Consider the following 25917-nt stretch of genomic DNA (forward strand, 5'->3'; position numbering starts at 1 on the left):
GTCTTCCGGCCGGTGTGGCAGGGCCCTGTCGAGCCCGCGCCGCTCACGAGATATCTTGATGTCAAGCAATGTTGCAGACGTGGAGCGGAGCACAGGGTGACTGACTCGACCATCATCTATACACACACCGACGAGGCCCCGGCCCTGGCGACGTATTCGTTCCTGCCCGTGATCGAGGCGTACGCCTCCAAGGCCGGGGTCACCGTCGAGAGCCGGGACATCTCCCTCGCGGGCCGGATCATCGCCGGCTTCCCCGAGCGCCTCCGGGAGGACCAGCGCATCGACGACGCCCTCGCCGAGCTCGGCGAGCTGGCCACCACTCCGGGCGCCAACATCATCAAGCTGCCGAACATCTCGGCCTCCATCCCGCAGCTGAAGGCCGCGATCGCCGAGCTCCAGGCCCAGGGCTACGCCCTCCCGGACTACCCGGACGACCCGAAGACCGACGAGGACAAGGACGTCCGCGCCCGTTACGACAAGGTCAAGGGCAGCGCCGTCAACCCGGTCCTGCGCGAGGGCAACTCCGACCGCCGCGCCCCCGCGTCGGTCAAGAACTACGCCAAGACCCACCCGCACCGCATGGGCGCCTGGACCGCCGACTCGAAGACCAACGTCGCCACCATGGGCGTCGACGACTTCCGGTCCACCGAGAAGTCCGCGGTCATCGCCGAGCCCGGCACCCTGCGCATCGAGCTCGCCGGCGACGACGGCACCACCACCGTCCTGCGCGAGTCCGTCCCGGTCCTCGCGGGCGAGGTCGTGGACGCCTCCGTCATGCGCGTCGCCGCCCTGCGCGAGTTCATCACCGCCCAGATCGCCCGCGCCAAGGCCGAGGGCGTGCTCTTCTCCGTGCACCTCAAGGCCACGATGATGAAGGTCTCCGACCCGATCATCTTCGGCCACGTCGTACGCGCCTTCTTCCCGAAGACCTTCGCCGCGTACGGCGACGCGCTCGCCGCCGCCGGCCTGACCCCGAACGACGGTCTCGGCGGCATCCTCAAGGGCCTGGAGGCCCTGCCCGAGGGCGCGAAGATCAAGGAGTCCTTCGACGCCGAGCTCGCCGAGGGCCCCGCCCTCGCCATGGTCGACTCCGACAAGGGCATCACCAACCTGCACGTCCCCAGCGACGTCATCGTCGACGCCTCCATGCCGGCCATGATCCGCACCTCCGGCCACATGTGGGGCCCGGACGGCAACGAGGCCGACACCATCGCCGTGCTGCCGGACAGCAGCTACGCCGGTGTCTACCAGGTCGTCATCGACGACTGCCGCGCCAACGGCGCCTTCGACCCGGCCACGATGGGCTCCGTGCCCAACGTCGGCCTCATGGCGCAGAAGGCCGAGGAGTACGGCAGCCACGACAAGACCTTCGAGATCCCCGCCACCGGCACCGTGCGCGTCGTGGACGCCGCCGGCAACGCCGTGCTGGAGCAGGCCGTCGGCGCCGGCGACATCTTCCGCATGTGCCAGACCAAGGACCTGCCGATCCAGGACTGGGTCAAGCTGGCCGTCACCCGCGCCCGCGCCACCGGCAGCCCGGCCGTCTTCTGGCTCGACGCCGACCGCGCCCACGACGCGAAGCTCATCGAGAAGGTGAAGACCTACCTCGCCGAGCACGACACCGAGGGTCTGCAGATCGAGATCATGACCCCGAAGGAGGCCACCGCCTTCTCCCTGGAGCGCATCCGCCGCGGTGAGGACACCATCTCCGTCACCGGCAACGTGCTCCGCGACTACCTCACGGACCTCTTCCCGATCCTGGAGCTCGGAACCAGCGCGAAGATGCTCTCCGTCGTCCCGCTGATGAACGGCGGCGGCCTCTTCGAGACGGGCGCCGGCGGCTCCGCGCCCAAGCACGTCCAGCAGCTGGTCAAGGAGGACTACCTGCGCTGGGACAGCCTGGGCGAGTTCCTGGCCCTCGCCGTCAGCTTCGAGCACCTCGCGCAGACCACGGGCAACGCCCGCGCCCAGGTCCTCGCCGACACGCTGGACCGGGCCACGGCCACGTTCCTCAACGAGGACAAGTCGCCCTCCCGCCGCCTCGGTGGCATCGACAACCGCGGCAGCCACTTCTACCTGGCCCTGTACTGGGCCCAGGAGCTGGCGCAGCAGACCGCCGACGCCGAACTCGCCGCCGCGTTCGCCCCGCTCGCCAAGACGCTCTCCGAGCAGGAGCAGACGATCGTCGACGAGCTGATCGCGGTCCAGGGCAAGCCGGCCGACATCGGCGGCTACTACCAGCCCGACCCGGCCAAGGCCGCTGCCGTCATGCGTCCGTCCGCGACGTTCAACCAGGCGATCGCGAGCCTCGCCTGACCGACGGTCACCCGACGCCCCGGCCGGCCTCCGCCGCGCCGGGGCGCCGGTGTGTCCGGGGGAGGCCCCGAACCCCCCTGACGGGTGAATGTCGCGCCCCGGCGGGTGCCGGGCCGCGCGACGGACCCGCTTCGCTGGTTTGCTGCATCCGGTAACACGGATGCACAAGCGAAGGAGCGGCCCCGTGACGACGACGGGCACACCAGGTACGGCCGAGGACGAGGAGTCGTACTCCAACGAGCTGCCGGTACGCGGCAGGGAGCCCGGCAACGTCGTCATCAAATGGGCGACCACCACCGATCACAAGACGATCGGCACGCTCTACCTGGTCACCTCGTTCGCGTTCTTCCTCGGCGGCGGGCTGCTCGCCCTGTTCATGCGCGCCGAGCTGGCCCGGCCGGGCATGCAGATCATGTCGAACGAGCAGTTCAACCAGGCGTTCACGATGCACGGCACGATCATGCTGCTGATGTTCGCGACGCCGCTGTTCGCCGGCTTCGCGAACTGGATCATGCCGCTGCAGATCGGTGCGCCCGACGTGGCGTTCCCCCGGCTGAACATGCTGGCCTACTGGCTGTACCTGTTCGGCTCGCTCATCGCGGTGGCCGGCTTCCTCACCCCGAACGGCGCGGCCGACTTCGGCTGGTTCGCCTACACGCCGCTGACCGACTCGGTCCGGTCGCCCGGCGTCGGCGGTGACCTGTGGATCATGGGCCTGGCCTTCTCCGGGTTCGGCACGATCCTCGGTTCGGTCAACTTCATCACCACGATCGTATGCATGCGCGCGCCCGGCATGACGATGTTCCGGATGCCGATCTTCACCTGGAACGTGCTGCTGACCGGTGTGCTGGTGCTGCTGGCCTTCCCGGTCCTCGCCGCCGCACTCCTGGCCCTGGAGGCGGACCGCAAGTTCGGCGCGCTCATCTACGACCCGTCCAACGGCGGCGCGCTGCTGTGGCAGCACCTCTTCTGGTTCTTCGGCCATCCAGAGGTGTACATCATCGCCCTGCCGTTCTTCGGCATCGTCTCCGAGATCATCCCAGTCTTCAGCCGTAAGCCGATCTTCGGCTACATCGGTCTGATCGGTGCCACCATCGCCATCGCCGGCCTCTCGATCACGGTGTGGGCGCACCACATGTACGTCACCGGCGGGGTGCTGCTGCCCTTCTTCTCGTTCATGACGTTCCTCATCGCGGTGCCCACCGGGGTGAAGTTCTTCAACTGGATCGGCACCATGTGGAAGGGCTCGCTGTCCTTCGAGACGCCGATGCTCTGGTCGGTCGGCTTCCTCGTCACGTTCCTCTTCGGCGGTCTGACCGGGGTGATCCTGGCGTCCCCGCCGCTCGACTTCGAGGTCTCCGACTCGTACTTCGTGGTCGCCCACTTCCACTACGTCGTCTTCGGCACCGTGGTCTTCGCGATGTTCGCCGGGTTCCACTTCTGGTGGCCGAAGTTCACCGGCAAGATGCTGGACGAGCGGCTCGGCAAGATCACCTTCTGGACGCTGTTCGTGGGCTTCCACGGCACGTTCCTGGTGCAGCACTGGCTGGGCGCCAAGGGAATGCCCCGCCGGTACGCGGACTACCTCGCCGCGGACGGCTTCACCGCTCTGAACACCATCTCGACCCTCTCCTCGTTCCTGCTCGGCCTGTCGATGCTGCCCTTCCTCTACAACGTCTGGAAGACCGCCAAGTACGGCAAGCAGGTCATGGCCGACGACCCGTGGGGCTACGGCCGTTCGCTGGAGTGGGCGACCTCCTGCCCGCCGCCCCGGCACAACTTCGTCACCCTTCCCCGTATCCGCTCCGAATCCCCGGCCTTCGACCTGCACCACCCCGCCGTGCGCGAGCTGGAGGAGGCGGCCACCCGGCCGCACACCTCCGCGACGGTGGCGCCGGGGGACAAGCAGGCGTGAGCGGCGAGGAGAGGCGGGCGCCGGCCGACCCGGACGCCGAGAGCGTCCGGGGACTGGCCCAGATGGAGGGCTACCTGCTGTGGAACGCGGAGGTCGAGCAGGCGCGCCGGCTCGCCCGCCGCTTCACCGACCAGCTGCCCTGGCTCACCACCGCCCAGCGCGAGGACGTGGAGCGGGTCTACACCGCGGAGCGGACCGCCGACTCCCGGGTGGTGCTGGCACGGATCTCCGCCCGCGCCCTGCAACTGCGCGGCGAGTACACCGAGCGCTACCGCAGGCTGCGCGCCCGCTGTGTCGCCGCCGCCGTGGTCTGCGCGGGCGCGGCGGGCGGCGCCTGCGGTGTGCTCACCTACCTGGCCAGGTGACCCGGTCCGGTCGTCCGTTCTGCCTTCCCAGCAGGCGCGCTCGCCCGCCGGTCGTGAAGATGAGAGGTGACGGGCGCGTGTGACGGGGCAGGCGAACGGACGACCGTGCAGACCCCCAGAAGGGACGATCACTGTGGCACGACCCAGGATTCTCGTAGTCGGAGCCGGTTTCGCCGGGGTCGAGTGCGTACGCCGTCTGGAGCGGGGGCTGCGGCCCGGTGAAGCGGACGTCGCGCTCGTCGCCCCGTTCTCGTACCAGCTCTACCTGCCCCTGCTGCCCCAGGTGGCGTCCGGGGTGCTGACCCCGCAGTCCGTCGCGCTCTCGCTGCGCCGCAGCAGCCGCCACCGCACCCGGATCATTCCCGGCGGGGCCATCGGCGTGGACCCCGAGGCGAAGGTGTGCGTGATCCGCAAGATCACCGACGAGATCGTCAACGAACGGTACGACCACCTCGTCCTCAGCCCCGGCAGCGTCACCCGGACCTTCGACATCCCCGGGCTCCTCGACCACGCCCGCGGCATGAAGACGCTGGCCGAGGCCGCCTACGTGCGCGATCACGTCATCGCGCAGCTCGACCTCGCGGACGCCAGCGACGACGAGGAGGAGCGGGCCTCCCGGCTCCAGTTCGTCGTGGTCGGCGGCGGATACGCCGGCACCGAGACCGCGGCCTGCCTGCAGCGCCTCACCACCAACGCGCTGCGGCACTACCCCCGGCTCGACCCGAAGCTCGTCAAGTGGCACCTGATCGACATCGCCCCCAAGCTCATGCCCGAGCTCGGCGACAAGCTGGGCGCCAGCGCCCTCAAGGTGCTGCGCGACCGGGGCATCGAGGTGTCGCTCGGCGTGTCCGTCGCCGAGGCCGGGCCGGACACCGTCACGTTCACCGACGGCCGGGTGCTGCCCTGCCGGACGCTGATCTGGACCGCCGGGGTCGCCGCCAGCCCGCTGGCCGGCACCTTCGACGCGGAGACCGTGAAGGGCCGGCTCGCCGTCACGCCCGAGATGACGCTGCCCGGCCACGACGGCATCTTCGCGCTCGGTGACGTGGCCGCCGTGCCCGACCTGGCCAAGGGCGACGGCGCGGTCTGCCCGCCCACCGCCCAGCACGCGCTGCGCCAGGGCCGCAAACTCGCCGACAACCTCCTGGCGAAGCTGCGCAACCAGCCGCTTCAGCCGTACGTCCACAAGGACCTCGGGCTCGTCGTGGACCTGGGCGGCAAGGACGCCGTGTCCAAGCCGCTGGGCATCGAGATGCACGGCATCGCCGCCCAGGCCGTGGCCCGCGGCTACCACTGGTCGGCGCTGCGCACCAACGCGGCCAAGGCCCGCGTCATGGCCAACTGGCTGATCAACGCCGCGGCCGGCGACGACTTCGTCCGCACGGGCTTCCAGATGCGCAAGCCGGCGACGCTGCGGGACTTTGAATACACCGACAGCTACCTCACCCCGGAACAGGTCCGGAAGCACACCGCCGCCCTGCACACCCGGATGTGACCGGGCGCGCCGGGCGGCGGACGCTCAGACCGCCGGGCCGGACCCGCGGAACGCGGCGAGGATCTCCTCGGCGGCCAGCGTCGCCGGAAGCGTCCCCTCCCGCACCCGGCGTTCCAGGTCCGGCGCCACCGCCCGCACACCGGCGTGGCCGCGCAGGCTCTCCAGGAGTTCGTCGCGCACCATCGTCCAGGCCCAGTCCACCTGCTGGTCACTGCGCTTGGCCGCGAGCCGGCCGGTCGACTCCAGCAGCGCCCGGTGCTGTTCCAGCCGCTCCCACAGCGTGTCGAGACCGGTCGACTCGCGCGCGCTGCACGTCAGCACCGGCGGCGTCCACGCCGCGTCCGCCGGGTGCATCAGCCGCAGCGCGCCCGCCAGCTCGCGGGCCGCGGCCTTCGCGTCGCGTTCGTGCGGGCCGTCCGCCTTGTTGACGGCGATGGCGTCCGCGAGCTCCAGGACGCCCTTCTTGATGCCCTGCAACTGGTCGCCGGTGCGCGCCAGGGTCAGCAGCAGGAACGTGTCGACCATGTTGGCGACCGCGGTCTCCGACTGGCCGACGCCGACGGTCTCCACCAGCACCACGTCGTAGCCCGCCGCCTCCAGCACCACGACGGACTCGCGCGTCGCCCTCGCCACCCCGCCCAGCGTGCCGGCGCTGGGGGAGGGGCGCACGAACGCGTTCGGGTCCACCGCCAGGCGCTCCATCCGGGTCTTGTCGCCCAGGATGGAGCCGCCCGTCCGGCTGGACGACGGGTCGACCGCCACCACGGCGACCCGGTGCCCGAGCCCGGTGAGCATGGTGCCGAGCGCGTCGATGAACGTCGACTTGCCGACTCCGGGCACCCCGCTGACGCCGACGCGCCGGGCGTGGCCCGAGTGCGGCAGCAGCCGGCGCAGCAGCTCCTGGGCGAGCGCCCGGTGGTCGGGGCGGGTGGACTCGACGAGGGTGATGGCACGCGCGATGTGCGCGCGCCTCCCGTCGAGCACCCCCTTCACATAACTGTCGAGATCGATCCTCGGGGCCATCGCTCAGCGGCTCACAGCTCGTGGCCGAGCGACGACCCGAGCCGCGTCACCAGATCGTGGGCCGCCTCCGGGATCACCGTTCCGGGCGGGAACACGGCCGCGGCGCCCGCCGCCAGGAGCGCGTCGACGTCCTGCGGCGGGATCACCCCGCCCACCACGATCATGATGTCCTCGCGCCCCTCGGCGGCCAGCTCCTCGCGGAGCGCCGGGACGAGGGTGAGGTGGCCGGCGGCCAGTGACGAGACGCCCACGATGTGCACGTCCGCCTCGACCGCCTGCCGGGCGACCTCGCCCGGAGTCTGGAAGAGCGGGCCGACGTCCACGTCGAAGCCCAGGTCGGCGAAGGCGGTCGCGATCACCTTCTGGCCCCGGTCGTGCCCGTCCTGGCCCATCTTGGCGACCAGGATGCGCGGACGCCGTCCCTCGGCCTCCTCGAACGCGTCGACCAGTGCCCGGGTGCGGTCCACGGACGGCGACTCCCCTGCCTCGTTGCGGTACACGCCGGAGATCGTACGGATCTGGCCCGCGTGCCGGCCGTAGACCTTCTCCAGGGCGTCGGAGATCTCGCCCACGGTCGCCATCGCGCGGGCCGCGTCCACGGCCAGGGCGAGGAGGTTGCCGTCCAGGCCGGGGCCCGGGTCGCGCCCGGCGGCCGTGGTGAGCGCGAGCAGGGCGTCCTGGCAGGCCCGCTCGTCGCGCTCCTCGCGCAGCCGGCGCAGCTTGTCGATCTGCTGGGCGCGTACCGAGGAGTTGTCCACCTTGAGCACATCGATCTGCTCGTCGGTCGCGACCCGGTACTTGTTGACCCCGATGACGGGCTGGCGGCCGGAGTCGATGCGGGCCTGGGTGCGGGCGGCGGCCTCCTCGATGCGGAGCTTGGGGATGCCGGCGTCGATGGCCTTGGCCATGCCGCCCGCGGCCTCGACCTCCTCGATGTGCTGCCACGCCCGCCGCGCCAGGTCGTACGTCAGCCTCTCGACGTACGCGCTGCCGCCCCACGGGTCGATGACCCGCCCGGTGCCGGACTCCTGCTGGAGCAGCAGCTGGGTGTTGCGGGCGATGCGCGCGGAGAAGTCGGTGGGCAGCGCCAGCGCCTCGTCCAGCGCGTTGGTGTGCAGGGACTGGGTGTGCCCCTGGGTCGCGGCCATCGCCTCGACACAGGTGCGTGTGACGTTGTTGAAGACGTCCTGGGCGGTCAGTGACCAGCCGGAGGTCTGCGAGTGGGTGCGCAGGGAGAGCGACTTGGCGTTCTTCGGGTCGAACTGCCGCACCAGCTTGGCCCACAGCAGCCGGGCGGCGCGCAGCTTCGCGACCTCCATGAAGAAGTTCATGCCGATCGCCCAGAAGAACGACAGCCGGGGAGCGAAGGCGTCGACGTCGAGCCCCGCGTTCTGTCCGGCGCGCAGGTATTCGACCCCGTCGGCCAGGGTGTACGCCAGCTCCAGATCGGCCGTCGCCCCGGCCTCCTGGATGTGGTAGCCGGAGATCGAGATCGAGTTGTAGCGCGGCATCTTCAGCGAGGTGTACGAGAAGATGTCGGAGATGATCCGCATCGAGGGCCTGGGCGGATAGATGTAGGTGTTGCGGACCATGAACTCCTTCAGAATGTCGTTCTGAATGGTCCCGGCCAGCTTCTCGGGCGGTACGCCCTGTTCCTCGGCGGCCACGATGTACAGCGCGAGGACCGGCAGCACGGCGCCGTTCATCGTCATCGACACCGACATCCGGTCCAGCGGGATGCCGTCGAAGAGCTGACGCATGTCGTAGATCGAGTCGATCGCCACACCCGCCATGCCGACGTCGCCCGTGACCCGGGGGTGGTCGCTGTCGTAACCGCGGTGCGTCGGCAGGTCGAAGGCGACCGACAGGCCCTTCTGCCCGGCCGCCAGATTCCGCCGGTAGAAGGCGTTGGACTCCTCGGCGGTCGAGAAGCCCGCGTACTGGCGGATCGTCCAGGGCTGGTTGACGTACATCGTCGGGTACGGGCCGCGCAGATACGGCGCGATGCCCGGATACGTCCCGAGGAAGTCCAGGCCCTCCAGGTCACGCCCGGTGTACAGCGGCTTGACGCCGATGCCCTCCGGGGTCTCCCACAGCAGGTCGCCGGCCGAGCTGCCGGAGGACTCCTTGACCGCGGAGCGCCACTGGTCCTCGGTCACCTCGGGAGCGCCGTCCGGCCCGAGCCCGATGTCGGAGAAATCGGGGATACGCATTACGCCACACCCATCCGGTCGAGAAGGGAAGAGAGCACGGACACCGCGTCGCAGCCGGCGAAGACGTACTCGTCGACACCGTCGTACGCGCCGGGCCGCCCCGCCAGGTACACGCGCCGCGCGCCCGCCGCGACCAGCGCCGCGGCGACCTCCTCCGCCTGTTCGGCGTAGAGCGCGTCGCTGGAGCACAGACACGCCACGTCCGCGCCCGAGGCGGCGAACGCCCCGGCCACCGACGACGCGTCCACCCGGACCGGCTCGTGCACCGGCTCGACGCCGCCCGCCTGGAACAGGTTCGCGGCGAAGGAGACCCGCGCGGTGTGCACCGCCGCCGGGCCCAGTGCGGCGATGAAGACGCGCGGCCTGCCGCCGGTCGCCGCGAGATGGGCGTCCGAGCGGACCCGCAGCGCCTCGAACGCCTCGTCGCGCCGGACGACCGGAAGGCCGCCCCGGGCCGGGGCCGCCGGGTGCGGCTCGCGCTCCACCGGGCGCTCGGCCAGCAGCGGGAACTCGCTCACCCCGGTCACCGGCTCCTTGCGCCGCGCCAGGTCCTTGCCGCGCTCCGCCCAGGTCGCCGCGATCCGCTCCTCGATCAGCCCCGAGCCCAGCGCGGCGGCCTGGCCGCCCGCCCGCTCGATCTCCTGGAAGAACGACCAGGCCGCTTCCGCGAGTTCGTCGGTGAGCCGCTCCACGTACCAGGAACCGCCCGCCGGGTCGATCACCCGCGCCAGGTGCGACTCCTCCAGCAGGATCGTGGAGGTGTTGCGGGCGATGCGCCGGGCGAACGCGTCGGGCAGGCCCAGCGCGTGGTCGAACGGCAGCACGGTCACCGCGTCGGCCCCGCCGACGCCCGCGCCGAAGGCGGCGAGGGTGGTCCGCAGCATGTTCACCCACGGATCGCGCCGCGTCATCATGACCGGCGACGTCACCGCGTGCTGCCGCTGCGCCCCGGCGTCCGGGGCCCCGCAGACCTCGGCGACCCGCGCCCACAGCCGGCGCGCCGCCCGCATCTTCGCGATGGTCAGGAACTGGTCGGCGGTGGCCGCGTACCGGAACTCCAACTGCCCGCACGCCGCGTCGACGCCGAGCCCGGCCCCGGTCAGCGCCCGCAGATAGGCGACGCCCGTGGCCAGTGAGGCGCCCAGCTCCTGGGCCGCCGAGCCGCCCGCCTCGTGATACGGCATCGCGTCCACGACGACCGCGCGCAGCCCGGGATACTCCGCCGCGCACCGCCGCGCCCAGCGGACGGCCTCCGCCGGATCGGGCTCGGTGCCCTCGCGCGCGGCGCGCCCCAGCGGATCGGCGCCGAGGTTGCCCCGTACCTGCCCGGCCGGGACACCGCGCTCCGTGTGCAGCCGGAGCAACTCGGCCGCCGCGGCGTCCAGTTCCCCGCCCGCGTCCAGGACGACGGGCGCCAGGTCGAGCAGGACGCCGTCGAGTGCCCGCTCCAGACCGGAGACCGGCACACCTGCGGTGCCCCCGACGGCCAGCCACAGCGAGGTGACGCCGTTCTCCAGGTCCGCGAGCACGGCCTCGTTGAGCACGGCGGGATCGGTGAACGCGTGCCGCTGCCGTACGCCCCAGCCGCCCGCGGTGCTCCCCGCCGGCCTGCTGCCGCGGGTGTACGGGGCGAAGCCGGGGAGACCGGCGTCGGGCGCGTCGTCGCGCGAGGTGTAGAGGGGCCGGGTGATGAGCCCGTCCTCCACCGTGGTGGACAGTGCTTCCTCGGCGGCCGGTCCCGACAGGTCCTTGCCCGACTTGCGCAGCACACCTTCGACGAGGCTTTGCCACTGCTCGTGGGCGGGGTCAGGGAATCCGGCGGCCAGCGGAAGCTCGTCAGCAGGCTGGACCGTCATGGCCCAGATGCTAGGACAGCTCCCGGGGGAGGAGCAGTGCGTCGGCCTGTGACCTTGCCCTCCCCCAGCGCACTTGATCCTTTACGCACTGTCGCGTAACCGAAAGTCCGCTACGCGGGCTTTTGTCCTGGTGCGGCGGGGAATGCCCGAAGTTATGCTGCTGCCAATCCATTCATGCGGAGAGGACGCGCCGTGACCGTGGGACCTGTGGAATACCTCGTCGTCGCCTTCCCCGGCAGCCGGTTCACCGGCGCCATCGCGCCCGCGCTGGCCGACGCGGTCGCGTCGAAGGCCGTGCGCATCCTGGACCTGACCTTCGTTCAGAGGGCCGAGGACGGCACCATCCAGGCCGTCGAGCTGGACGATCTGGACCCCGACGACCTGGTCTCGTTCGAGCCGGTCGAGGGCGAGGTCAGCGGCATGCTGAACAGCGAGGACATCCGGATGCTCGGCGAGCGCGTGCCGCCGGGCAGCTCCGCCGCGCTCATCGTGTGGGAGGACCTCTGGGCGGTTCCGCTGGCCGAGGCCGTTCGCGCCTCGGGCGGCCAGGTCATCGCCCACGAACGGATTCCCGCCGAGGTCGCGGAGGCCGCCGCCTCCGCCGCCGGCCACGGCAGCTGACGCCCGCACCGGAAGGGGAACACGCCATGCCGATCTTCCGAGGACCCGGAATGAACCGCCGCGGACCCGGCCTCATCGGGGCCGCCGCCCGTACGGCCGTCATCGCCGGCACCGCGTCCGCCGTCACCGGGCGGGTCCAGCAGCACCAGCAGACCAGGTTCGCCCAGCAGGAGGCGGAGCAGTACGCCGCCCAGCAGCCGGTGGCGCCCGCCCCGCAGCCCGTCGCACCGCCGCCGGCGCCCGGCGGGGACGTGGTCGGGCAGCTGGAGCGGCTGGCCGCGCTGAAGCAGCAGGGCATCCTGACCGACGCCGAGTTCGAGGCGCAGAAGGCCCGGCTGCTGGCCGGGTGAGCACGGGGTCGCGGGGCGCCCGCCCCGTGGCCCTCCTCCCGCCTGCCCGCATGACGGCGGAAGGCGGCCGGAGACCGCCGCGACGGCACGCACGGACCCGCTCCGCGGCTTCCGGCTGCCCGCGCGGCGCGGCCGGTGGTCCCCGGAGTTTCCCGGAGTTCTGCTCCCTCGATGTGACGACACCACGCGACTTCTGATCCGGCCAGGCCGAAACCATTTCGGATGCGCGCCGGGAAAAGAGGAGATCCATCGTGCAAACCGTCAGGGCCGTCCCGACCGTTTCCGCCCTCAATCTGCGCGATCTCGGCGGCATCACGCTGGGCCCGGGCCGGCAGGTCCGGCCGGGCGTGGTGCTGCGCTCCGGCCGGCTCGGCGGTCTCGACCCGGTGGACGCCGCGGCCGTGGCCGCCCTGGGCGTCCGTACGGTCGTCGACCTGCGGACCGCCGACGAGCGGGGCTCGGCCCCCGACTCCCTGCCGCCCGGTGCCCGGCTCTTCGTCGCCGACGTGCTGGGCGACAATCCGGGGGTGACGCCCGCCCGGTTCCGCGCGCTGCTCGCCGACCCGGTCGAGGCCGAACGGCTGCTGGGCAACGGCAAGGCCGAGGAAGCGGTCGCCCAGTCGTACCGGCAGCTGGTGCTCTCGCCGGGAGCCGCGGCGGCGTACCGGGCCTTCGTCGACACGGCCGCCGACCCCGCCGCGCGGCCGGTGCTCTTCCACTGCGCCACCGGCAAGGACCGGGCCGGCTGGGGGGCCGCCCTGCTGCTCCTGATCCTCGGCGCCTCGCGCGATGTGGTGCGGCAGGAGTTCCTGGCGGTCAACCCGGTCCTGCGGGTCGTCGGACGCCCGTACGTGCAGGGCTTCCTCGACGCCGGCGGCGACCCCGAGATCGCCTCGGCGATCACCGAGGTCCGGCCCCGCTACCTCGACACGGCCCTGGCCGCCATGGACGAGCGCTGGGGCGGTCTGGACGGTTACGTACGCGACTGCCTGCGCGTTCCCGGCCCCACGCTGCGGCGGCTGCGCAGCGAACTGGTGGTCTACACCGACTCGTAGGCCCGCCGCGCCCTCCCCGGACAGCCTGCTGCCCCGGCCCGCGTCCGCGGTGCCGGGGCAGCCGGCTGTCCGGAGCTTCGTGTCAGACCTTCAGGAGGCGTTCGGTCAGGTCGCGGTAGTGCTGGAGGGTGATCCGCAGCTCCTCCGTCCGCGCCCCGGGGTCGCCGCCGTCCCGCTCGCCGACGTGGAGGGCGCTGCGACGCTCCTTGAGCGCGTCCGTGAGGCCGGCGACCACGGCGTCGAACGTGGACTCGGCCTCCTCCACCGCCCGGTGCGGGCTCTCCACGAAGTCGGTGACCGCCTGGTGCAGCCGGTGGGCCAGCCTGTCCTGGTCGCCGGCCGGGAGGAGGCCGGCGCCGTCCCGCGAGGTGTGCGCCCGGCCGTCGCGGCCGGGGACGAGCTGTCGCGTCGTATCGTCCGTGTGCTTGTGCCCGAGGTCCTTCTCGGCCAGCGGGACCGGCGAGACGGCCGGGGGAGCGGGGGGCGCGGTCCGGGGCGGGCGGGCCGAGCCGTCGTCGGAGAAGTACGGGGACGCGCCGCCGGCGGCCCGGTCGCCGGTGTCGGGGCGGCTCGTGGGCGCGGCCGTGGGCCGCGGGGTCGGGTCCGTGTCCTTGGTCATGCCGTGCCACTTCCTTCCGCGTGCTGCTTGTCCCGGCGGGCCGGGCGGTCCGTGCCGTTCGATACGAGGACGTCGAAGAGGCCCCGGGCCTCGACCAGCGCCGTCCGCAGCCGCTCCGTGTCGCCCTCGCCGCTCTTCGCGGCGTGCACGCGCCGGTAGCCGTGGACGTGGTGGGCGTGGTGGACGGAGAGCGCGTCGCTCTGCTCGTCGAAGTCCTCGCCGTCGGGGAAGCCGAGATCCCGGGCCAGCTCCGCGAGGAGCGTGTCGGCCTCGGCCACCGCCTGCCGCGGCGCGTCGACGAACCGGTCCTGGACCCGCGCCCAGCGGGCGAGGTACCGCTCCCGCTCCTCGGGCGTCAGCGCACGCTCGTCCAGCGAGCCGTGCCGCTTCAGCCGTTCGTTCAGTTCGTGTTCGGCGGCCTTCGTGTCGCCGTCGTGCCGGGCCACGGCACGGTCGTACTCGGGTCCGAAACGCCGCCGCAGTCCGTGGCCGCCGTTCTTCCGGCCGAAGACGAGGAACGCTCCGGCGGCCACCACCACGACGACCGCGAGGATGATCACGAGGGTCGTCATCGTCACCACCCCCGGCGGTAGTCGGTCCGCAGGTCGCTGTGTTCCACTCCCACCACCCCTTCGGGTCCGTTGCCCGGCTCCGTTCCGGCCGGGCGTGACGCTCGTGTACCCCCGCGAACGCGTTCGAGACGCGGTGATTGCACGGTCTGCCGCTCAACAGGCGCCCCCGGGCGCCTCGGTAGGGTGGAAGGCGCCGCAGCAGGCGTACTCCGAGAGGGGATCACGGTGACCGAGCGCAAACCCGCGGGTGTCAGCTTCGAATCATGGGTGGACCAGCAGATCCGGGAGTCCGAACTCCGGGGCGACGTCTCCCGGCTGCCCGGGTTCGGCAAGCCGATCGAAGCGCTGAGCGCCCCGTACGACGAGGCCTGGTGGATCAAGTCGAAGATGCGGCGCGAAGGGGTGTCGGTGCTCCCGCCGGCGCTGGCGCTGCGCAAGGAGGCCGAGGACGTCGTCGCCGGACTGCCGGAGATCCGGACCGAGGCCGAGGTGCGCCGGGTGCTGACCGAGGTGAACGACAAGATCCGCGAGGCCGTCCGCAGGCCCCCGCCGGGCCCGCTGCTCAACCTGCGCCCGTTCGACGTGGACGCCCTGGTGGCGCAGTGGCGCACCGGGCGCGCCGCCTCCTGAAGGGCCGGGGCCGCAAGGGGCCGGGGCCGCTTCCCGGAGGGGATGCGTAATACTCGCCGCATGAGATCAAGCGTTACGCCGCCGGGCCGTCGGCTGCCCGGCGGCCCGGTCCGCGTCAGGCGGGCGACCGCGCGCGACGCCAAGCGCCTCACCCGGCTCGTCCGGGCCTCGCGCGCCTACGAGGGCCCCTACGCGCCGATGGTCGCCGGGTACCGGGTGGGTCCCGACTACATCGAGGCCCATGAGGTCTTCGTGGCCGTCCGGGAGGCGACGGACCGCGTGCTCGGCTTCTACGCGCTCGTCCTGGACCCGCCGGAGCTGGACCTGCTCTTCGTCGCGGACGACGCCCAGGGCTCCGGCACCGGGCGGCTGCTGATCGGCCACCTGCGGGCGGAGGCGGACGCGCGGGGGCTGCCCGGCGTCCGCGTCGTCTCGCATCCCCCGGCGGAGGGCTTCTACCTGAGCATGGGCGCCGAGCGCACCGGCACCGTACGGGCCGCGCCCCCGGCGGTGATGTGGGACAGGCCCGAACTCCTGCTGCCGGTCGCCTGAGGCGCGCCCCTCAGCCGTCCGACGCGCGGTGGACGTCCGTGACGGTGAAGAGCCCGCCGTCCGGGTCCAGGAGCGTCGCCTCCCGGCCCTCCGGCTGCGACAGCTCCTCCACCAGGGAGCCCCCGTGCTCGCGGGCCCGCTCCACGGCGAGCGTCACGTCGTCCACCGGGAAGTTGACCTGCCAGTGCGGGCGGATCAGCGGATCGGGAGCCGCCTCGACCGCGCCGGAGCTGATCCGGGCCAGCTGGCGGCCCCCGCACTGGACGATCACCTCGTCCTTCGCGTACGACACCTCGCAGGCCCCCGGCTGCCCGCTCGCCCAGTCCAGCACCTCGCCGTAGAAGATCGCGGCGTCGAAGGCGCTCCGGGTGCGCAGCCGCAGCCAGGCGTGCGCGTGGTCGTCCGGTGCGGGCGGCGACGTCGCCGGCGCGGTCCGCTCCCAGATGCCGAATCCGGCGCCGTCCCGGTCGGCGGCGAGCGCGCCGCGGCCCTTGCCGAGCGTCAGCGGTCCCACCGCCATCGTGCCGCTGCGCTCGCGGATGCGGGAGGCGGCCACATCGGCGTCACGGACGGCGAAGTAGGGCGTCCAGGCCACCGCGACGCGGAAGGCGGTGGCCACGGCCCCGATGCCGGCGACCGGGACGTCGCCCCGGCGGGCCACCGAGAAGTCGTCACCGAGCCTGCCCGGACGGAAGCTCCAGCCCATCACCGGGCCGTAGAACCGCTGGGCGGACTCCAGATCGCGGGTCATCAGATTGACCCAGCAGGGAGCGGCGGACCCGGTCAGGGCCGCCCGCGCGGGCGGCGTGCCGGGGGTGCTTGGGGTCATGGTGCCACTGCCTTCGTGGAGGGTGCGGCAGATGTGCCGACGGGCTTCGGGACCGTCACCAAGCCTTGCCGGGAGCGGCCGCTCCCGCAAACGCGGCACCGCCCAGCACCCCCGGGCGGGGCCGGTCAGTCGCGCTTGTCGTCGTCCTCGTGGCGGATCGGCTCGTTGCCGTGCTCACCGAGCTCGTACGGCGACAGGCCGCGCCCGTCCGCCGGGAAGCGGTCGTCGCCGTGGACGTCCGGCTTCTCCTCGTGGGTGCGGTGGCCGGGGCCGACCGGCTGCTCGTCCGGCCGGGGCGGGGGCAGCTCCTGGTCGTGCCGTCGCTTGCCCAGCAGGAAAGCGCCGATCAGCATGAGCACCAGGAGCACGCCGATCACGCCCAGCACGACGCCCGTCGCGCCGCGTCCGTCCGCGAGGGTGACCGCCAGGGAATTCAGGGCTCCATCCGAAACATCCATGCTTGCCGGATACCCCAGGACACAGGCGTCACTCGGGGCAGCGATCGAATTCATGTTTTAAGTGGATAAGGGCGCCGAAAACGTTTCGGGCGGTGTGAGCACCGGCCGCGCCGGGCACGCGGGGGATTCCGGGCCGCTCCTGTCGCAGCCGACCGTGCGCGGGGTGAGCCTGGAGAGGACGGCAATGCCCCTTCGGAAGGAGCCGCGGTGAACAGCGCACAGGACAAGCGACAGGCCACGCAGGACCACCACGACCAGGAGGTGTCGGTCGTCCTCAGCGAGTGCCCCGAGGACGACGCGCGCACCGTCTTCGACGTGCTGAGGGCCGCCTTCACCACCGACCGCTCCTCGGCCGACGTACCCCATGAGACCGCGGGCAAGCGGCCCACGGCGTGGTCCGCGACCGTCGACGTGTCCGAGGCCCGGGTGGTCTCGGGGGCCGTGACGCTCGGCGCCCCCGTCACGCTCGACGCGCAGGGCGGCTATCACGCCGTCGACCGGCTCCGGGGCGGGCTGGCCGACGCCTTCGCCGTCCGGGTGGTGGGCACGGTCTCGGGCGACCAGGAGGAAGAGGTGCGGCTGCGCCTGGAGAACAAGTAGGCCGACTGCCCCATGCGGGGCCGCCGCGAGGGTCCGAGGCGGCCCTCGCATCTGGTAGAAATCGGACAAAAGTGACTTCGTCGAAAGGTGTCGCGCGTGGACCCGACCAGTTCGTGGGAGGGCGGCGCCGCCGAACCGCCGGCGCCCGGCGACCTCCCCTCCGCCACCCTGACCCTGCACATCAACGGCACCGAGCGCACCCTCACCCTCGACCACCGCACCACCCTCCTGGACGCCCTGCGCCACCACCTGGACCTCACCGGGGCGAAGAAGGGCTGCGACCACGGCCAGTGCGGCGCCTGCACCGTCCTCGTGGACGGCCGCCGCGCCAACAGCTGCCTGCTGCTGGCCGTCGCCCACGACGGGGCGCGCGTCACCACGGTCGAGGGCCTGGCGGACGGCGACCGGCTGCACCCGCTCCAGGAGGCGTTCCTGGAGCGGGACGCGTTCCAGTGCGGCTACTGCACACCGGGCCAGCTCTGCTCCGCCGCCGGCGTACTCGCCGAGGCCGGCCAGGGCCACCCCTCGCACGTCACCCCGCACGACGCGCCCGTCGCCGCACCAACCCGGCTCGACCCGCAGGAGATCCGGGAACGGATGAGCGGCAACCTCTGCCGGTGCGGCGCCTACCCGCGCATCGTCGAGGCCATCGAGGACGTGGCGTCGTGAAACCCTTCGCCTACCTGCGCGCCGAGACCGTCACCGACGCGGTACGCGCCTGCGCCGCCCACCCGGGCGCCAAGTTCCTCGGCGGCGGCACCAACCTGGTCGACCTGATGAAGCTCGGGGTGGAGACCCCCGGCATGCTGGTCGACGTCAGCCGGCTGCCGCTCGACCAGGTCACGGACACCGCCGACGGGGGCCTGCGCATCGGCGCCACCGTGCGCAACAGCGACCTGGCCGCCCACCCCGCCGTACGGACCCGCTACCCGGCCCTGTCGCAGGCGCTGCTGGCCGGCGCGTCCGGGCAGCTGCGCAACATCGCGACCACCGGCGGCAACCTCCTCCAGCGCACCCGCTGCCCCTACTTCCAGGACACCTCCAAGCCCTGCAACAAACGCGAACCCGGCACCGGCTGCCCCGCCATCGAGGGCAACCACCGCGACCTCGCCGTCATCGGGCACTCCGAGGAGTGCGTCGCCACCCACCCCTCCGACATGGCCGTGGCCCTCGCCGCGCTCGACGCGGACGTGGTGCTGCACGGGCCGGAGGGCGAACGGACCGTCGCGGTGACCGGCTTCCACCGGCTGCCCGGCGACAACCCCGACGCCGACACGGTCGTCCGGCCCGGCGAGCTGGTCACCGAGGTGCTGCTGCCGCCCCTGGCCGACGGCACGGTCTGCCTCTACCGCAAGGCCCGCGACCGCGCGTCCTACGCCTTCGCCCTGGCCTCCGTCGCCGCCGTCCTGCGCGTACGCGACGGGCGCGTCGAGCACGCGGCCCTGGCGTTCGGCGGACTCGCCCACCGCCCCTGGCGGGCCCGCGCCGCCGAGGAGATCCTGCGCGGCGCACCCGCCACCGACGCGACCTTCCTCCGGGCCGCCGACGCCGAGCTGGCCGGCGCCCGCCCCCTGCGCGACAACGCGTTCAAGGTCCGCCTCGCCCGGCACCTGGCCGTCGACGCCCTCGCCGAACTCACCGCCCGCACCTGAAGAGCCGAGGATCCAGCCATGAGCCAAGCCCCCCAGCCGCTCGGCGCGCCCGCCGTCCGCCGCGAGGGCCGCGCCAAGGTGACCGGCGCCGCGCGCTACGCCGCCGAACGCGGCCTGCCCGGCTGCCTGTACGCCTGGCCGGTCCCCGCCTCCGTGCCCACCGGCCGGGTCACCGCCGTCCGCACCGTCGACGCCCTCGCCCACCCCGGCGTCCACTCCGTGCTCACCCACGACAACGCCCCGCGCCTGGCCGAGCCGGACGACCCGATCCTCGCCGTCCTCCAGGACGACCGGGTGCCCCACCGCGGCTGGCCCGTCGCGCTCGTCGTCGCCGACAGCCTCGCGAGCGCCCGGGCCGGAGCCGCCGCCCTCCACATCACGTACGAGACCACCCCGCACGACGTCCTGCTCACCGAGGACCACCCCGGCCTCTACACCCCGGAACAGGCCAATGGCGGCTACCCCGCCGTCCGGGAACGCGGTGACTTCGACCGGGCCTTCGAGGCGTCACCGGTACGCGTCGACGTCACGTACACCCTGGAGCCGCTGCACAACCACCCCATGGAGCCGCACGCCACGACCGCGCACTGGTCGCCCGCCGGCCACCTCACCGTGTACGACTCCAGCCAGGGCGCCACCAAGGTCCGCGACAGCCTCGCCGCCGCCTTCGGGATCGGGACCGACCGGGTCACCGCCGTCTCCGAGCACGTCGGCGGCGGCTTCGGCTCCAAGGGCACCCCGCGCCCGCAGGCGGTGCTCGCCGCGATGGCCGCCCTGCACACCGGCCACCCCGTCGAACTCGCCCTGCCCAGGCGGCAGATGCCCGCGCTCGTCGGCCACCGGGCGCCCACCGTGCAGCGCGTCAGGCTCGGCGCCGGCACCGACGGCACGCTCACCTCGGTCGCCCAGGAGATCATCACCCACACCTCCAGGGTCAAGGAGTTCGTGGAGCAGGCGGCCGTCCCCGCCCGCGTCATGTACGGCTCACCGCACAGCCGCACCGCGCACCGGGTCACCGCCCTCGACGTGCCCACCCCGTCGTGGATGCGCGCCCCGGGCGAGTGCCCCGGCATGTACGCCCTCGAATCCGCCATGGACGAACTCGCGGCGGAACTCGGCGCCGACCCCGTCGAACTGCGGCTGCGCAACGACCCGGCCGACGAGCCCGACTCCGGCAAGCCCTTCAGCAGCCGGGGCCTGGCGGCCTGTCTGCGGGAGGGCGCCGAACGCTTCGGCTGGCAGGGCCGCGATCCGGCCCCAGGCGTCCGCCGCGAGGGCGCCCTGCTGCTCGGCACGGGCGTCGCCTCCGCCACCTACCCCGTCTACGCGAGCCCCAGCCACGCCTCGGCGCACGCCCGCCCGGACGGCACCTACCGCATCGCCGTCAACGCCACCGACATCGGCACCGGCGCCCGCACCGTCCTCGCCCAGATCGCCGCCGAGGCGCTGGGCGCACCGCTGGACGACGTGGCCATCGACATCGGCGACAGCGACCTGCCCGACGCCCCGCTGGCCGGCGGCTCGTCCGGCACCGCCTCCTGGGGCTGGGCCGTGCACAAGGCCGCCTCCGGGCTCGCGGCGGAGCTCGCGGCGCGCACCGGGCCGCTGCCCGCCGAAGGGGTGACCGTCACCGCCGACACCGCCGAGGAGACCGCCGAGGAATCCCCGTACGCCCGCCACGCCTTCGGGGCGCACTTCGCCGAGGTCGCCGTCGACACCCGCACCGGCGAGGTCCGGGTGCGCCGGATGCTCGGCGTCTTCGCGGCCGGCCGCATCCTCAACCCCCGTACCGCACGGTCCCAGTTCATCGGCGGCATGACCATGGGCATCGGCATGGCCCTGACCGAGGGCTCCACCCTGGACCCGGTCCACGGCGACTTCACCGAGTGCGACCTCGCCTCCTACCACGTCCCCGTCTGCGCCGACGTGGCCGCCGTCGACGCGTACTGGATCGAGGAGGACGACCCCCACCTCAACCCCATGGGCAGCAAGGGCATCGGCGAGATCGGCATCGTCGGCGCCGCCGCGGCCGTCGGGAACGCCTTCCGGCACGCGACCGGCGTCCGCCTGCGCACCCTGCCCCTCACACCCGACCGGGTGCTCACCCACCTGGCCTGACCGAAATGTTGCGCGACCGGCCCAGCCGGGTCACCCTGTGGAGTGACCCAGAAGAGACATCTGCTCACTCTTCGTATTCGGGGGTCGTTGGTTCAACGAGGCGAAGTCGTGGGCCTCGATGTGAGGAGCCTCGACGATGACCGTTCCACTCGACCGGCACTATCTGGTCGAACTCCAGGTTTCCGCAGACCGCGTGGACCAGCTGCGACGCATAATCGCGGCCCACCTGCGGCACTGGAGTCTCGAACTCCACGTACGGCCCGTGTGCCGTGCCGTGGAGGAGCTGCTGACCAATGTCCACCGGCACGTCGGTGACGACAACCGCTGCGTCGTCGAACTCCGCTGGTCCGGACGGCACCTCACGGTCTCCGTCGCCGACAACGGCTCCGAGATGCCGCGGCTGCTCCACGAGGGCGGCGGCCTGAGCCGGGTCATGGCCCTCAGCGACAGCTGGGGCACCTGCCGGACCGCCGACGGCAAGGTCGTCTGGTTCACCCGGTACGCCCAGGAGCCCCAGCACATCGAGCTGGTGCCGCTGCCGCCGCTGCCCGGCGTCCGCGAGTCCCGCCGCCCGCCGGCCGCGGTCGCGGAGATCCCCGAACCGGTCCCGGCCGCCGCCGACGAGACCGTCCCCGTCCCCGACGCCGCCCCCGCGCTCGTCTGAGACACACGCCCCCGCCCCACCGCGGGCCCCCGGCCGGCGCGGATCGCATGCCCCGAGCACGCATGATCCGCGCCGGCCGGGTATGCGGTGGCGGGGGCGGTGCCGCGCACGGCCCGCGTTGCGGGCGGGCCCGCCGCGCGGCACGGTCGGAGTACCGAGGCAAGGAGGCCACAGGCATGCCCATCGCGACGGTCAATCCCGCGAACGGCGAGACGCTCAGGACGTTCGACGCGCTGGAGGACGACGAGATCGAGAAGCGGATCGCCGCGGCCGACGCCGCCTTCCGCGACCACCGCACCACCACGTTCGCCGAACGCGCCCGGCTGCTCGACCGGGCCGCCGGCCTCCTGGACGAGGACCGGGAGGACATCGCGCGCACGATGACCCTGGAGATGGGCAAGCCCATCACGGCGGCCCGCGCCGAGGCCGCGAAGTGCGCCAAGGCGATGCGCTGGTACGCCGCACACGCCGAGGAACTGCTCGCCGACGAACACCCGGCAGCCGCCGATGTGGAGGACTCCGGCGCGGTGCGCGCCTACGTCCGCTACCGGCCGCTCGGCCCGGTCCTCGCCGTGATGCCGTGGAACTTCCCGCTGTGGCAGGTCGTGCGCTTCGCCGCCCCCGCCCTGATGGCCGGCAACACGTGCCTGCTGAAGCACGCGTCGAACGTGCCGCAGACCGCGCTGTACCTCGGCGACCTCTTCCACCGCGCCGGCTTCCCGGCCGGCTGCTTCCAGACCCTGCTCGTCGGCTCCAAGGCCGTCGAGGGCATCCTCCGCGACCGCCGGGTGGCCGCCGCGACGCTCACCGGCAGCGAACCGGCCGGCCGTTCCGTGGCCGCCATCGCCGGTGACGAGGTCAAGCACACCGTCCTGGAACTCGGCGGCAGCGACCCCTACCTGGTCCTGCCCTCGGCGGACGTCGCCAAGGCCGCCCGCACCGCCGTCACCGCCCGCGTCCAGAACAACGGCCAGTCGTGCATCGCCGCCAAGCGGTTCATCGTGCACACCGAGGTCTACGAGGAGTTCGCCGAGCGCTTCACCGTCGGCATGCGGGAGCTGACCGTGGGCGACCCGCTGGAGGAGACCACCGACGTCGGGCCGATCGCCATGGAACAGGGGCGCGCGGACCTGGAGGAGCTGGTGGACGACGCGGTGAACCGGGGCGCCGAGGCGCTGTGCGGCGGCAAACGCCCCGAGGGCCTGGGCGGCGGGCTGGAGAACGGCTGGTTCTACGCGCCCACCGTCCTCGCCGGCGTCACGCCCGGGATGCGCGTCCACCGAGAGGAGACCTTCGGCCCGGTCGCCACCCTCTACCGCGTGGACAGCCTCGACGAGGCCGTGGACGTGGCCAACGACACCTCCTTCGGGCTCAGCTCCAACGTGTGGACCCGCGACGCCGGCGAGGCCGAGCGCTGCGTCCGGGACCTCCAGGCGGGCGGCGTCTTCTTCAACGGCATGACCGCCTCCCACCCCGCGCTGCCCTTCGGCGGGGTGAAGCGCTCGGGCTACGGGCGTGAGCTCGCCGGGCACGGCATCCGGGAGTTCTGCAACGCCACCACCGTCTGGTACGGCTCCGAGCCCCGGTGACCGTACGCGCGACGTCCCGCACCAGCCCCGCTGAGAGGTCACCATGAGCGACGCCCCACCGCCGTCCGGCCCGTCCGACCAGGAACTCGACGCGCTGGACGCGCACTGGCGGGCAGCCAACTACCTGGCCGTCGGGCAGATCTACCTGATGGACAACCCCCTGCTGACCCGGCCGCTCGCCCCCGAGCACATCAAACCCCGGCTGCTCGGCCACTGGGGCACCTCGCCCGGGCTCAACCTCGTGTACACCCACCTCAACCGCCTCATCAGCGCGCGCGGCACACCGGCGCTGTGCATCTGGGGCCCCGGCCACGGCGGGCCCGCCGTCCTCGCCGGCTCCTGGCTGGAGGGCAGCTACTCGGAGGCGTACCCGGACGTCAGCCGGGACGCGGAGGGCATGGGGCGGCTGTTCAAGCAGTTCTCGTTCCCCGGAGGCGTCCCCAGCCACGTCGCCCCCGAGACGCCGGGCTCCATCCACGAGGGCGGCGAACTCGGCTACTCCCTCGCCCACGCCTACGGTGCCGCCCTCGACCACCCCGAGCTGCTGGTCGCCTGCGTCATCGGCGACGGCGAGGCGGAGACCGGACCGCTCGCCGGGTCCTGGCACGCCAACAAGTTCCTCGATCCGGTGCACGACGGGGCCGTTCTGCCGGTCCTCCACCTCAACGGCTACAAGATCGCCAACCCGACGGTCCTGGCTCGCCTCCCGCAGACCGAGCTCGACGCCCTGCTGCGCGGCTACGGCCACGACCCGCTCTACGTGGAGGGCGACGAACCCCGCGCCGTGCACCGGGCGATGGCCCTCGCCATGGACCGCGCCGCCGACCGCATCGCGGAGATCCAGGCCGCCGCCCGCACCGGCGGCGACACCGACCGCCCGCGCTGGCCGATGATCGTGCTGCGGACCCCGAAGGGCTGGACCGGGCCCGCCGAGGTCGACGGGCTGCCCGTCGAAGGCACCTGGCGCGCCCACCAGGTCCCGCTGCCCGGCGTCCGCGACGACGCCGGCCACCTGCGCCAGCTGGAGGCGTGGCTGCGGTCCTACCGGCCGGACGAACTCTTCGACGCCGAGGGCCGCCCCACGCAGCAGGTCCTCGCCTGCGTCCCCGAGGGCGCCGCCCGCCTCGGCGCCACCCCGTACGCCAACGGCGGCCTGCTCCTGCGCGACCTGCCCGTCCCGGACCTCGACGCGTTCGCCGTCCCGGTGGACCGGCCCGGCACCACGCTGCGTGAGCCCACCCGCGTGCTGGGCGGTCTTCTCGAAGCGGTCATGGCCGCGACGGCCGACCGCAGGGACTTCCGCCTCGTCGGCCCCGACGAGACGGCCTCCAACCGGCTCGACGCCGTCTACGAGGCCAGCGGCAAGGCATGGCAGGCCCGCACCCTCCCGACCGACGAGCACCTCGCCCGGGACGGCCGGGTCATGGAGGTCCTGTCGGAGCATCTGTGCCAGGGCTGGCTGGAGGGCTATCTGCTGACCGGCCGGCACGGGCTGTTCTCCTGCTACGAGGCGTTCGCGCACATCGTGGACTCGATGGTCAACCAGCACATCAAGTGGCTGCGCACCTCCCGCCGCCTCGCCTGGCGCCGCCCCATCGCCTCGCTGAACTACCTGCTCACCTCACACGTCTGGCGCCAGGACCACAACGGCTTCTCGCACCAGGACCCGGGGTTCGTGGACCACATCCTCAACAAGAGCCCCGAAGTCGTACGCGTCTACCTCCCGCCGGACACCAACACCCTGCTCTCCGTCGCCGACCACGCCCTGCGCAGCCGGGACTACGTCAACGTGATCGTGGCCGGCAAGCAGCCCGGCTACGACTGGCTCACCCTCGACCAGGCGCGGACGCACTGCGCGCGCGGCGCCGGCCTCTGGGAGTGGGCGGGCACGGAGGACGGCAGCCGCGAGCCCGACGTGGTGCTCGCCTGCGCCGGTGACGTACCCACGCTGGAGACCCTGGCCGCCGCCCAGCTGCTGCGGCGCCATCTGCCGGAGCTGGCGGTGCGGGTGGTCAACGTCGTCGACATGGCCCGGCTCATGCCGCACTCCGAGCACCCGCACGGCATGCCGGACTCCGAGTACGACGCGCTGTTCACCCGGGGCAAGCCGGTCATCTTCGCGTACCACGGCTACCCGTGGCTGATCCACCGGCTGGCCTACCGCCGCGCCGGCCACGGCGACCTGCATGTGCGGGGCTACAAGGAGGAGGGCACGACCACCACGCCCTTCGACATGGTGGTCCGCAACGACCTCGACCGCTACCGGCTCGTCATGGACGTCATCGACCGGGTCCCCGGCCTGGGCGTGCGCGCCGTGGCGGTGCGTCAGGAGATGGCGGACACCCGCACCCGCCACCACGCCTGGATCCGCGAACACGGCACCGACCTGCCCGAGGTGGCCAACTGGTCCTGGGAGGGCTGAGCC

23 protein-coding genes are annotated in these 25917 nt (G+C 72.8%); 16 read left to right on the forward strand and 7 right to left on the reverse strand.

The annotated features are described in order from the left end of the window. Positions 1–96: 96 nt before the first annotated feature. The 4 genes from FKN01_RS14080 to FKN01_RS14095 all read left to right on the forward strand — a co-directional run bounded on the left by FKN01_RS14080 (position 97) and on the right by FKN01_RS14095 (position 6091). A complete protein-coding gene (locus tag FKN01_RS14080; RefSeq protein ID WP_143620212.1) occupies positions 97–2316 on the forward strand; it encodes an NADP-dependent isocitrate dehydrogenase in 2220 nt (739 codons plus the stop codon). Between the two features lie 88 nt (positions 2317–2404). Then, positions 2405–4231 carry a cytochrome c oxidase subunit I gene (ctaD, locus tag FKN01_RS14085; protein WP_398932285.1) on the forward strand — a complete coding sequence of 609 codons (1827 nt, stop codon included), beginning with the start codon at positions 2405–2407 and terminating at the stop codon, positions 4229–4231. After that, positions 4228–4596, forward strand: a complete 369-nt coding sequence (locus FKN01_RS14090) for a hypothetical protein (RefSeq protein WP_143620216.1) — start codon at positions 4228–4230, stop codon at positions 4594–4596. Before ctaD ends, FKN01_RS14090 begins: the two co-directional genes overlap by 4 nt. A 133-nt stretch (positions 4597–4729) precedes the next feature. Next, positions 4730–6091 (forward strand): NAD(P)/FAD-dependent oxidoreductase, encoded by a 1362-nt coding sequence (locus tag FKN01_RS14095; RefSeq protein ID WP_143620218.1) that lies wholly within the window; start codon positions 4730–4732, stop codon positions 6089–6091. A gap of 24 nt (positions 6092–6115) precedes the next feature. Here FKN01_RS14095 and meaB read toward each other — a convergent pair whose 3' ends face one another. From meaB to mutA, 3 genes are read right to left on the reverse strand one after another with little or no spacing between them, the layout of a single operon-like run. Further along, on the reverse strand, positions 6116–7114 hold the full coding sequence (gene meaB / locus FKN01_RS14100) for a methylmalonyl Co-A mutase-associated GTPase MeaB (protein ID WP_143620220.1): 999 nt from the start codon (positions 7112–7114) through the stop codon (positions 6116–6118). Positions 7115–7125: 11 nt separating this feature from the next. Then, entirely contained in the window at positions 7126–9327 is a 2202-nt protein-coding gene (gene scpA, locus FKN01_RS14105; RefSeq protein WP_143620222.1) for a methylmalonyl-CoA mutase, read from the reverse strand. Continuing rightward, positions 9327–11183: a methylmalonyl-CoA mutase small subunit gene (gene mutA, locus FKN01_RS14110; protein ID WP_143620224.1), complete on the reverse strand. Its 1857-nt coding sequence runs from the start codon at positions 11181–11183 to the stop codon at positions 9327–9329. Before mutA ends, scpA begins: the two co-directional genes overlap by 1 nt. A gap of 192 nt (positions 11184–11375) precedes the next feature. Here mutA and FKN01_RS14115 point away from each other — a divergent pair, with 192 nt between their 5' ends. The 3 genes from FKN01_RS14115 (at position 11376) to FKN01_RS14125 (ending at position 13209) form a co-directional block, all read left to right on the forward strand. Beyond that, entirely contained in the window at positions 11376–11804 is a 429-nt protein-coding gene (locus FKN01_RS14115; protein WP_260696873.1) for a DUF1269 domain-containing protein, read from the forward strand. A 50-nt stretch (positions 11805–11854) separates the two neighbouring features. Further along, positions 11855–12154, forward strand: coding sequence for an SHOCT domain-containing protein (locus FKN01_RS14120; protein WP_143620226.1), 300 nt, complete (start codon positions 11855–11857; stop codon positions 12152–12154). A 251-nt stretch (positions 12155–12405) separates the two neighbouring features. Further along, entirely contained in the window at positions 12406–13209 is an 804-nt protein-coding gene (locus FKN01_RS14125; RefSeq protein WP_143620228.1) for a tyrosine-protein phosphatase, read from the forward strand. Positions 13210–13291: 82 nt separating this feature from the next. Here the strand turns inward: FKN01_RS14125 and FKN01_RS14130 are convergent, their stop codons facing one another. Together FKN01_RS14130 and FKN01_RS14135 are read right to left on the reverse strand one after the other, a co-directional pair. Further along, positions 13292–13828 (reverse strand): hypothetical protein, encoded by a 537-nt coding sequence (locus tag FKN01_RS14130; RefSeq protein WP_143620230.1) that lies wholly within the window; start codon positions 13826–13828, stop codon positions 13292–13294. Beyond that, a complete protein-coding gene (locus FKN01_RS14135) occupies positions 13825–14409 on the reverse strand; it encodes a hypothetical protein (protein WP_143620232.1) in 585 nt (194 codons plus the stop codon). Before FKN01_RS14135 ends, FKN01_RS14130 begins: the two co-directional genes overlap by 4 nt. Before the next feature lie 216 nt (positions 14410–14625). Here FKN01_RS14135 and FKN01_RS14140 point away from each other — a divergent pair, with 216 nt between their 5' ends. Together FKN01_RS14140 and FKN01_RS14145 are read left to right on the forward strand one after the other, a co-directional pair. Continuing rightward, positions 14626–15030 (forward strand): DUF1992 domain-containing protein, encoded by a 405-nt coding sequence (locus tag FKN01_RS14140; protein WP_143620234.1) that lies wholly within the window; start codon positions 14626–14628, stop codon positions 15028–15030. Positions 15031–15090: 60 nt separating this feature from the next. Then, entirely contained in the window at positions 15091–15582 is a 492-nt protein-coding gene (locus FKN01_RS14145) for a GNAT family N-acetyltransferase (RefSeq protein WP_260696874.1), read from the forward strand. A 10-nt stretch (positions 15583–15592) separates the two neighbouring features. Here the strand turns inward: FKN01_RS14145 and FKN01_RS14150 are convergent, their stop codons facing one another. Together FKN01_RS14150 and FKN01_RS14155 are read right to left on the reverse strand one after the other, a co-directional pair. Next, positions 15593–16411, reverse strand: coding sequence for a VOC family protein (locus tag FKN01_RS14150; protein WP_143620236.1), 819 nt, complete (start codon positions 16409–16411; stop codon positions 15593–15595). 125 nt (positions 16412–16536) lie between these two features. Continuing rightward, complete coding sequence (locus FKN01_RS14155; protein ID WP_143620238.1) at positions 16537–16869, reverse strand: DUF6479 family protein; 333 nt, start codon at positions 16867–16869, stop codon at positions 16537–16539. 207 nt (positions 16870–17076) lie between these two features. Here FKN01_RS14155 and FKN01_RS14160 point away from each other — a divergent pair, with 207 nt between their 5' ends. From FKN01_RS14160 to FKN01_RS14190, 7 genes are all read left to right on the forward strand, one after another. Continuing rightward, positions 17077–17469, forward strand: coding sequence for a hypothetical protein (locus tag FKN01_RS14160; RefSeq protein WP_143620239.1), 393 nt, complete (start codon positions 17077–17079; stop codon positions 17467–17469). 96 nt (positions 17470–17565) lie between these two features. Beyond that, positions 17566–18138 (forward strand): 2Fe-2S iron-sulfur cluster-binding protein, encoded by a 573-nt coding sequence (locus FKN01_RS14165; RefSeq protein ID WP_143620241.1) that lies wholly within the window; start codon positions 17566–17568, stop codon positions 18136–18138. Next, positions 18135–19121 (forward strand): xanthine dehydrogenase family protein subunit M, encoded by a 987-nt coding sequence (locus tag FKN01_RS14170; RefSeq protein ID WP_143620243.1) that lies wholly within the window; start codon positions 18135–18137, stop codon positions 19119–19121. The genes FKN01_RS14165 and FKN01_RS14170 overlap by 4 nt, the downstream gene beginning before the upstream one ends. An 18-nt stretch (positions 19122–19139) precedes the next feature. Beyond that, on the forward strand, positions 19140–21239 hold the full coding sequence (locus FKN01_RS14175; RefSeq protein ID WP_143620245.1) for a xanthine dehydrogenase family protein molybdopterin-binding subunit: 2100 nt from the start codon (positions 19140–19142) through the stop codon (positions 21237–21239). Positions 21240–21375: 136 nt separating this feature from the next. Beyond that, positions 21376–21903, forward strand: coding sequence for an ATP-binding protein (locus FKN01_RS14180; protein WP_143620247.1), 528 nt, complete (start codon positions 21376–21378; stop codon positions 21901–21903). 176 nt (positions 21904–22079) lie between these two features. Further along, a complete protein-coding gene (locus tag FKN01_RS14185; protein WP_143620249.1) occupies positions 22080–23492 on the forward strand; it encodes an NADP-dependent succinic semialdehyde dehydrogenase in 1413 nt (470 codons plus the stop codon). A 43-nt stretch (positions 23493–23535) separates the two neighbouring features. Further along, positions 23536–25914 carry a phosphoketolase gene (locus FKN01_RS14190; RefSeq protein WP_143620251.1) on the forward strand — a complete coding sequence of 793 codons (2379 nt, stop codon included), beginning with the start codon at positions 23536–23538 and terminating at the stop codon, positions 25912–25914. The last annotated feature ends 3 nt before the right edge of the window (positions 25915–25917 follow it).

The organism is Streptomyces sp. 130 (genome assembly GCF_007096885.1).
Classification (GTDB): domain Bacteria; phylum Actinomycetota; class Actinomycetes; order Streptomycetales; family Streptomycetaceae; genus Streptomyces.

What these genes read in the sequence shown, in the direction of transcription:
- ctaD (WP_398932285.1), top strand. Translation starts at nt 2,405, where the DNA reads ATGTCGCGCCCCGGCGGGTGCCGGGCCGCGCGACGGACCCGCTTCGCT.
- meaB (WP_143620220.1), bottom strand. Translation starts at nt 7,114, where the DNA reads ATGGCCCCGAGGATCGATCTCGACAGTTATGTGAAGGGGGTGCTCGAC.
- scpA (WP_143620222.1), bottom strand. Translation starts at nt 9,327, where the DNA reads ATGCGTATCCCCGATTTCTCCGACATCGGGCTCGGGCCGGACGGCGCT.
- mutA (WP_143620224.1), bottom strand. Translation starts at nt 11,183, where the DNA reads ATGACGGTCCAGCCTGCTGACGAGCTTCCGCTGGCCGCCGGATTCCCT.
- FKN01_RS14120 (WP_143620226.1), top strand. Translation starts at nt 11,855, where the DNA reads ATGAACCGCCGCGGACCCGGCCTCATCGGGGCCGCCGCCCGTACGGCC.
- FKN01_RS14130 (WP_143620230.1), bottom strand. Translation starts at nt 13,828, where the DNA reads ATGACCAAGGACACGGACCCGACCCCGCGGCCCACGGCCGCGCCCACG.
- FKN01_RS14145 (WP_260696874.1), top strand. Translation starts at nt 15,091, where the DNA reads ATGAGATCAAGCGTTACGCCGCCGGGCCGTCGGCTGCCCGGCGGCCCG.
- FKN01_RS14150 (WP_143620236.1), bottom strand. Translation starts at nt 16,411, where the DNA reads ATGACCCCAAGCACCCCCGGCACGCCGCCCGCGCGGGCGGCCCTGACC.
- FKN01_RS14155 (WP_143620238.1), bottom strand. Translation starts at nt 16,869, where the DNA reads ATGGATGTTTCGGATGGAGCCCTGAATTCCCTGGCGGTCACCCTCGCG.
- FKN01_RS14175 (WP_143620245.1), top strand. Translation starts at nt 19,140, where the DNA reads ATGAGCCAAGCCCCCCAGCCGCTCGGCGCGCCCGCCGTCCGCCGCGAG.
- FKN01_RS14180 (WP_143620247.1), top strand. Translation starts at nt 21,376, where the DNA reads ATGACCGTTCCACTCGACCGGCACTATCTGGTCGAACTCCAGGTTTCC.
- FKN01_RS14185 (WP_143620249.1), top strand. Translation starts at nt 22,080, where the DNA reads ATGCCCATCGCGACGGTCAATCCCGCGAACGGCGAGACGCTCAGGACG.
- FKN01_RS14190 (WP_143620251.1), top strand. Translation starts at nt 23,536, where the DNA reads ATGAGCGACGCCCCACCGCCGTCCGGCCCGTCCGACCAGGAACTCGAC.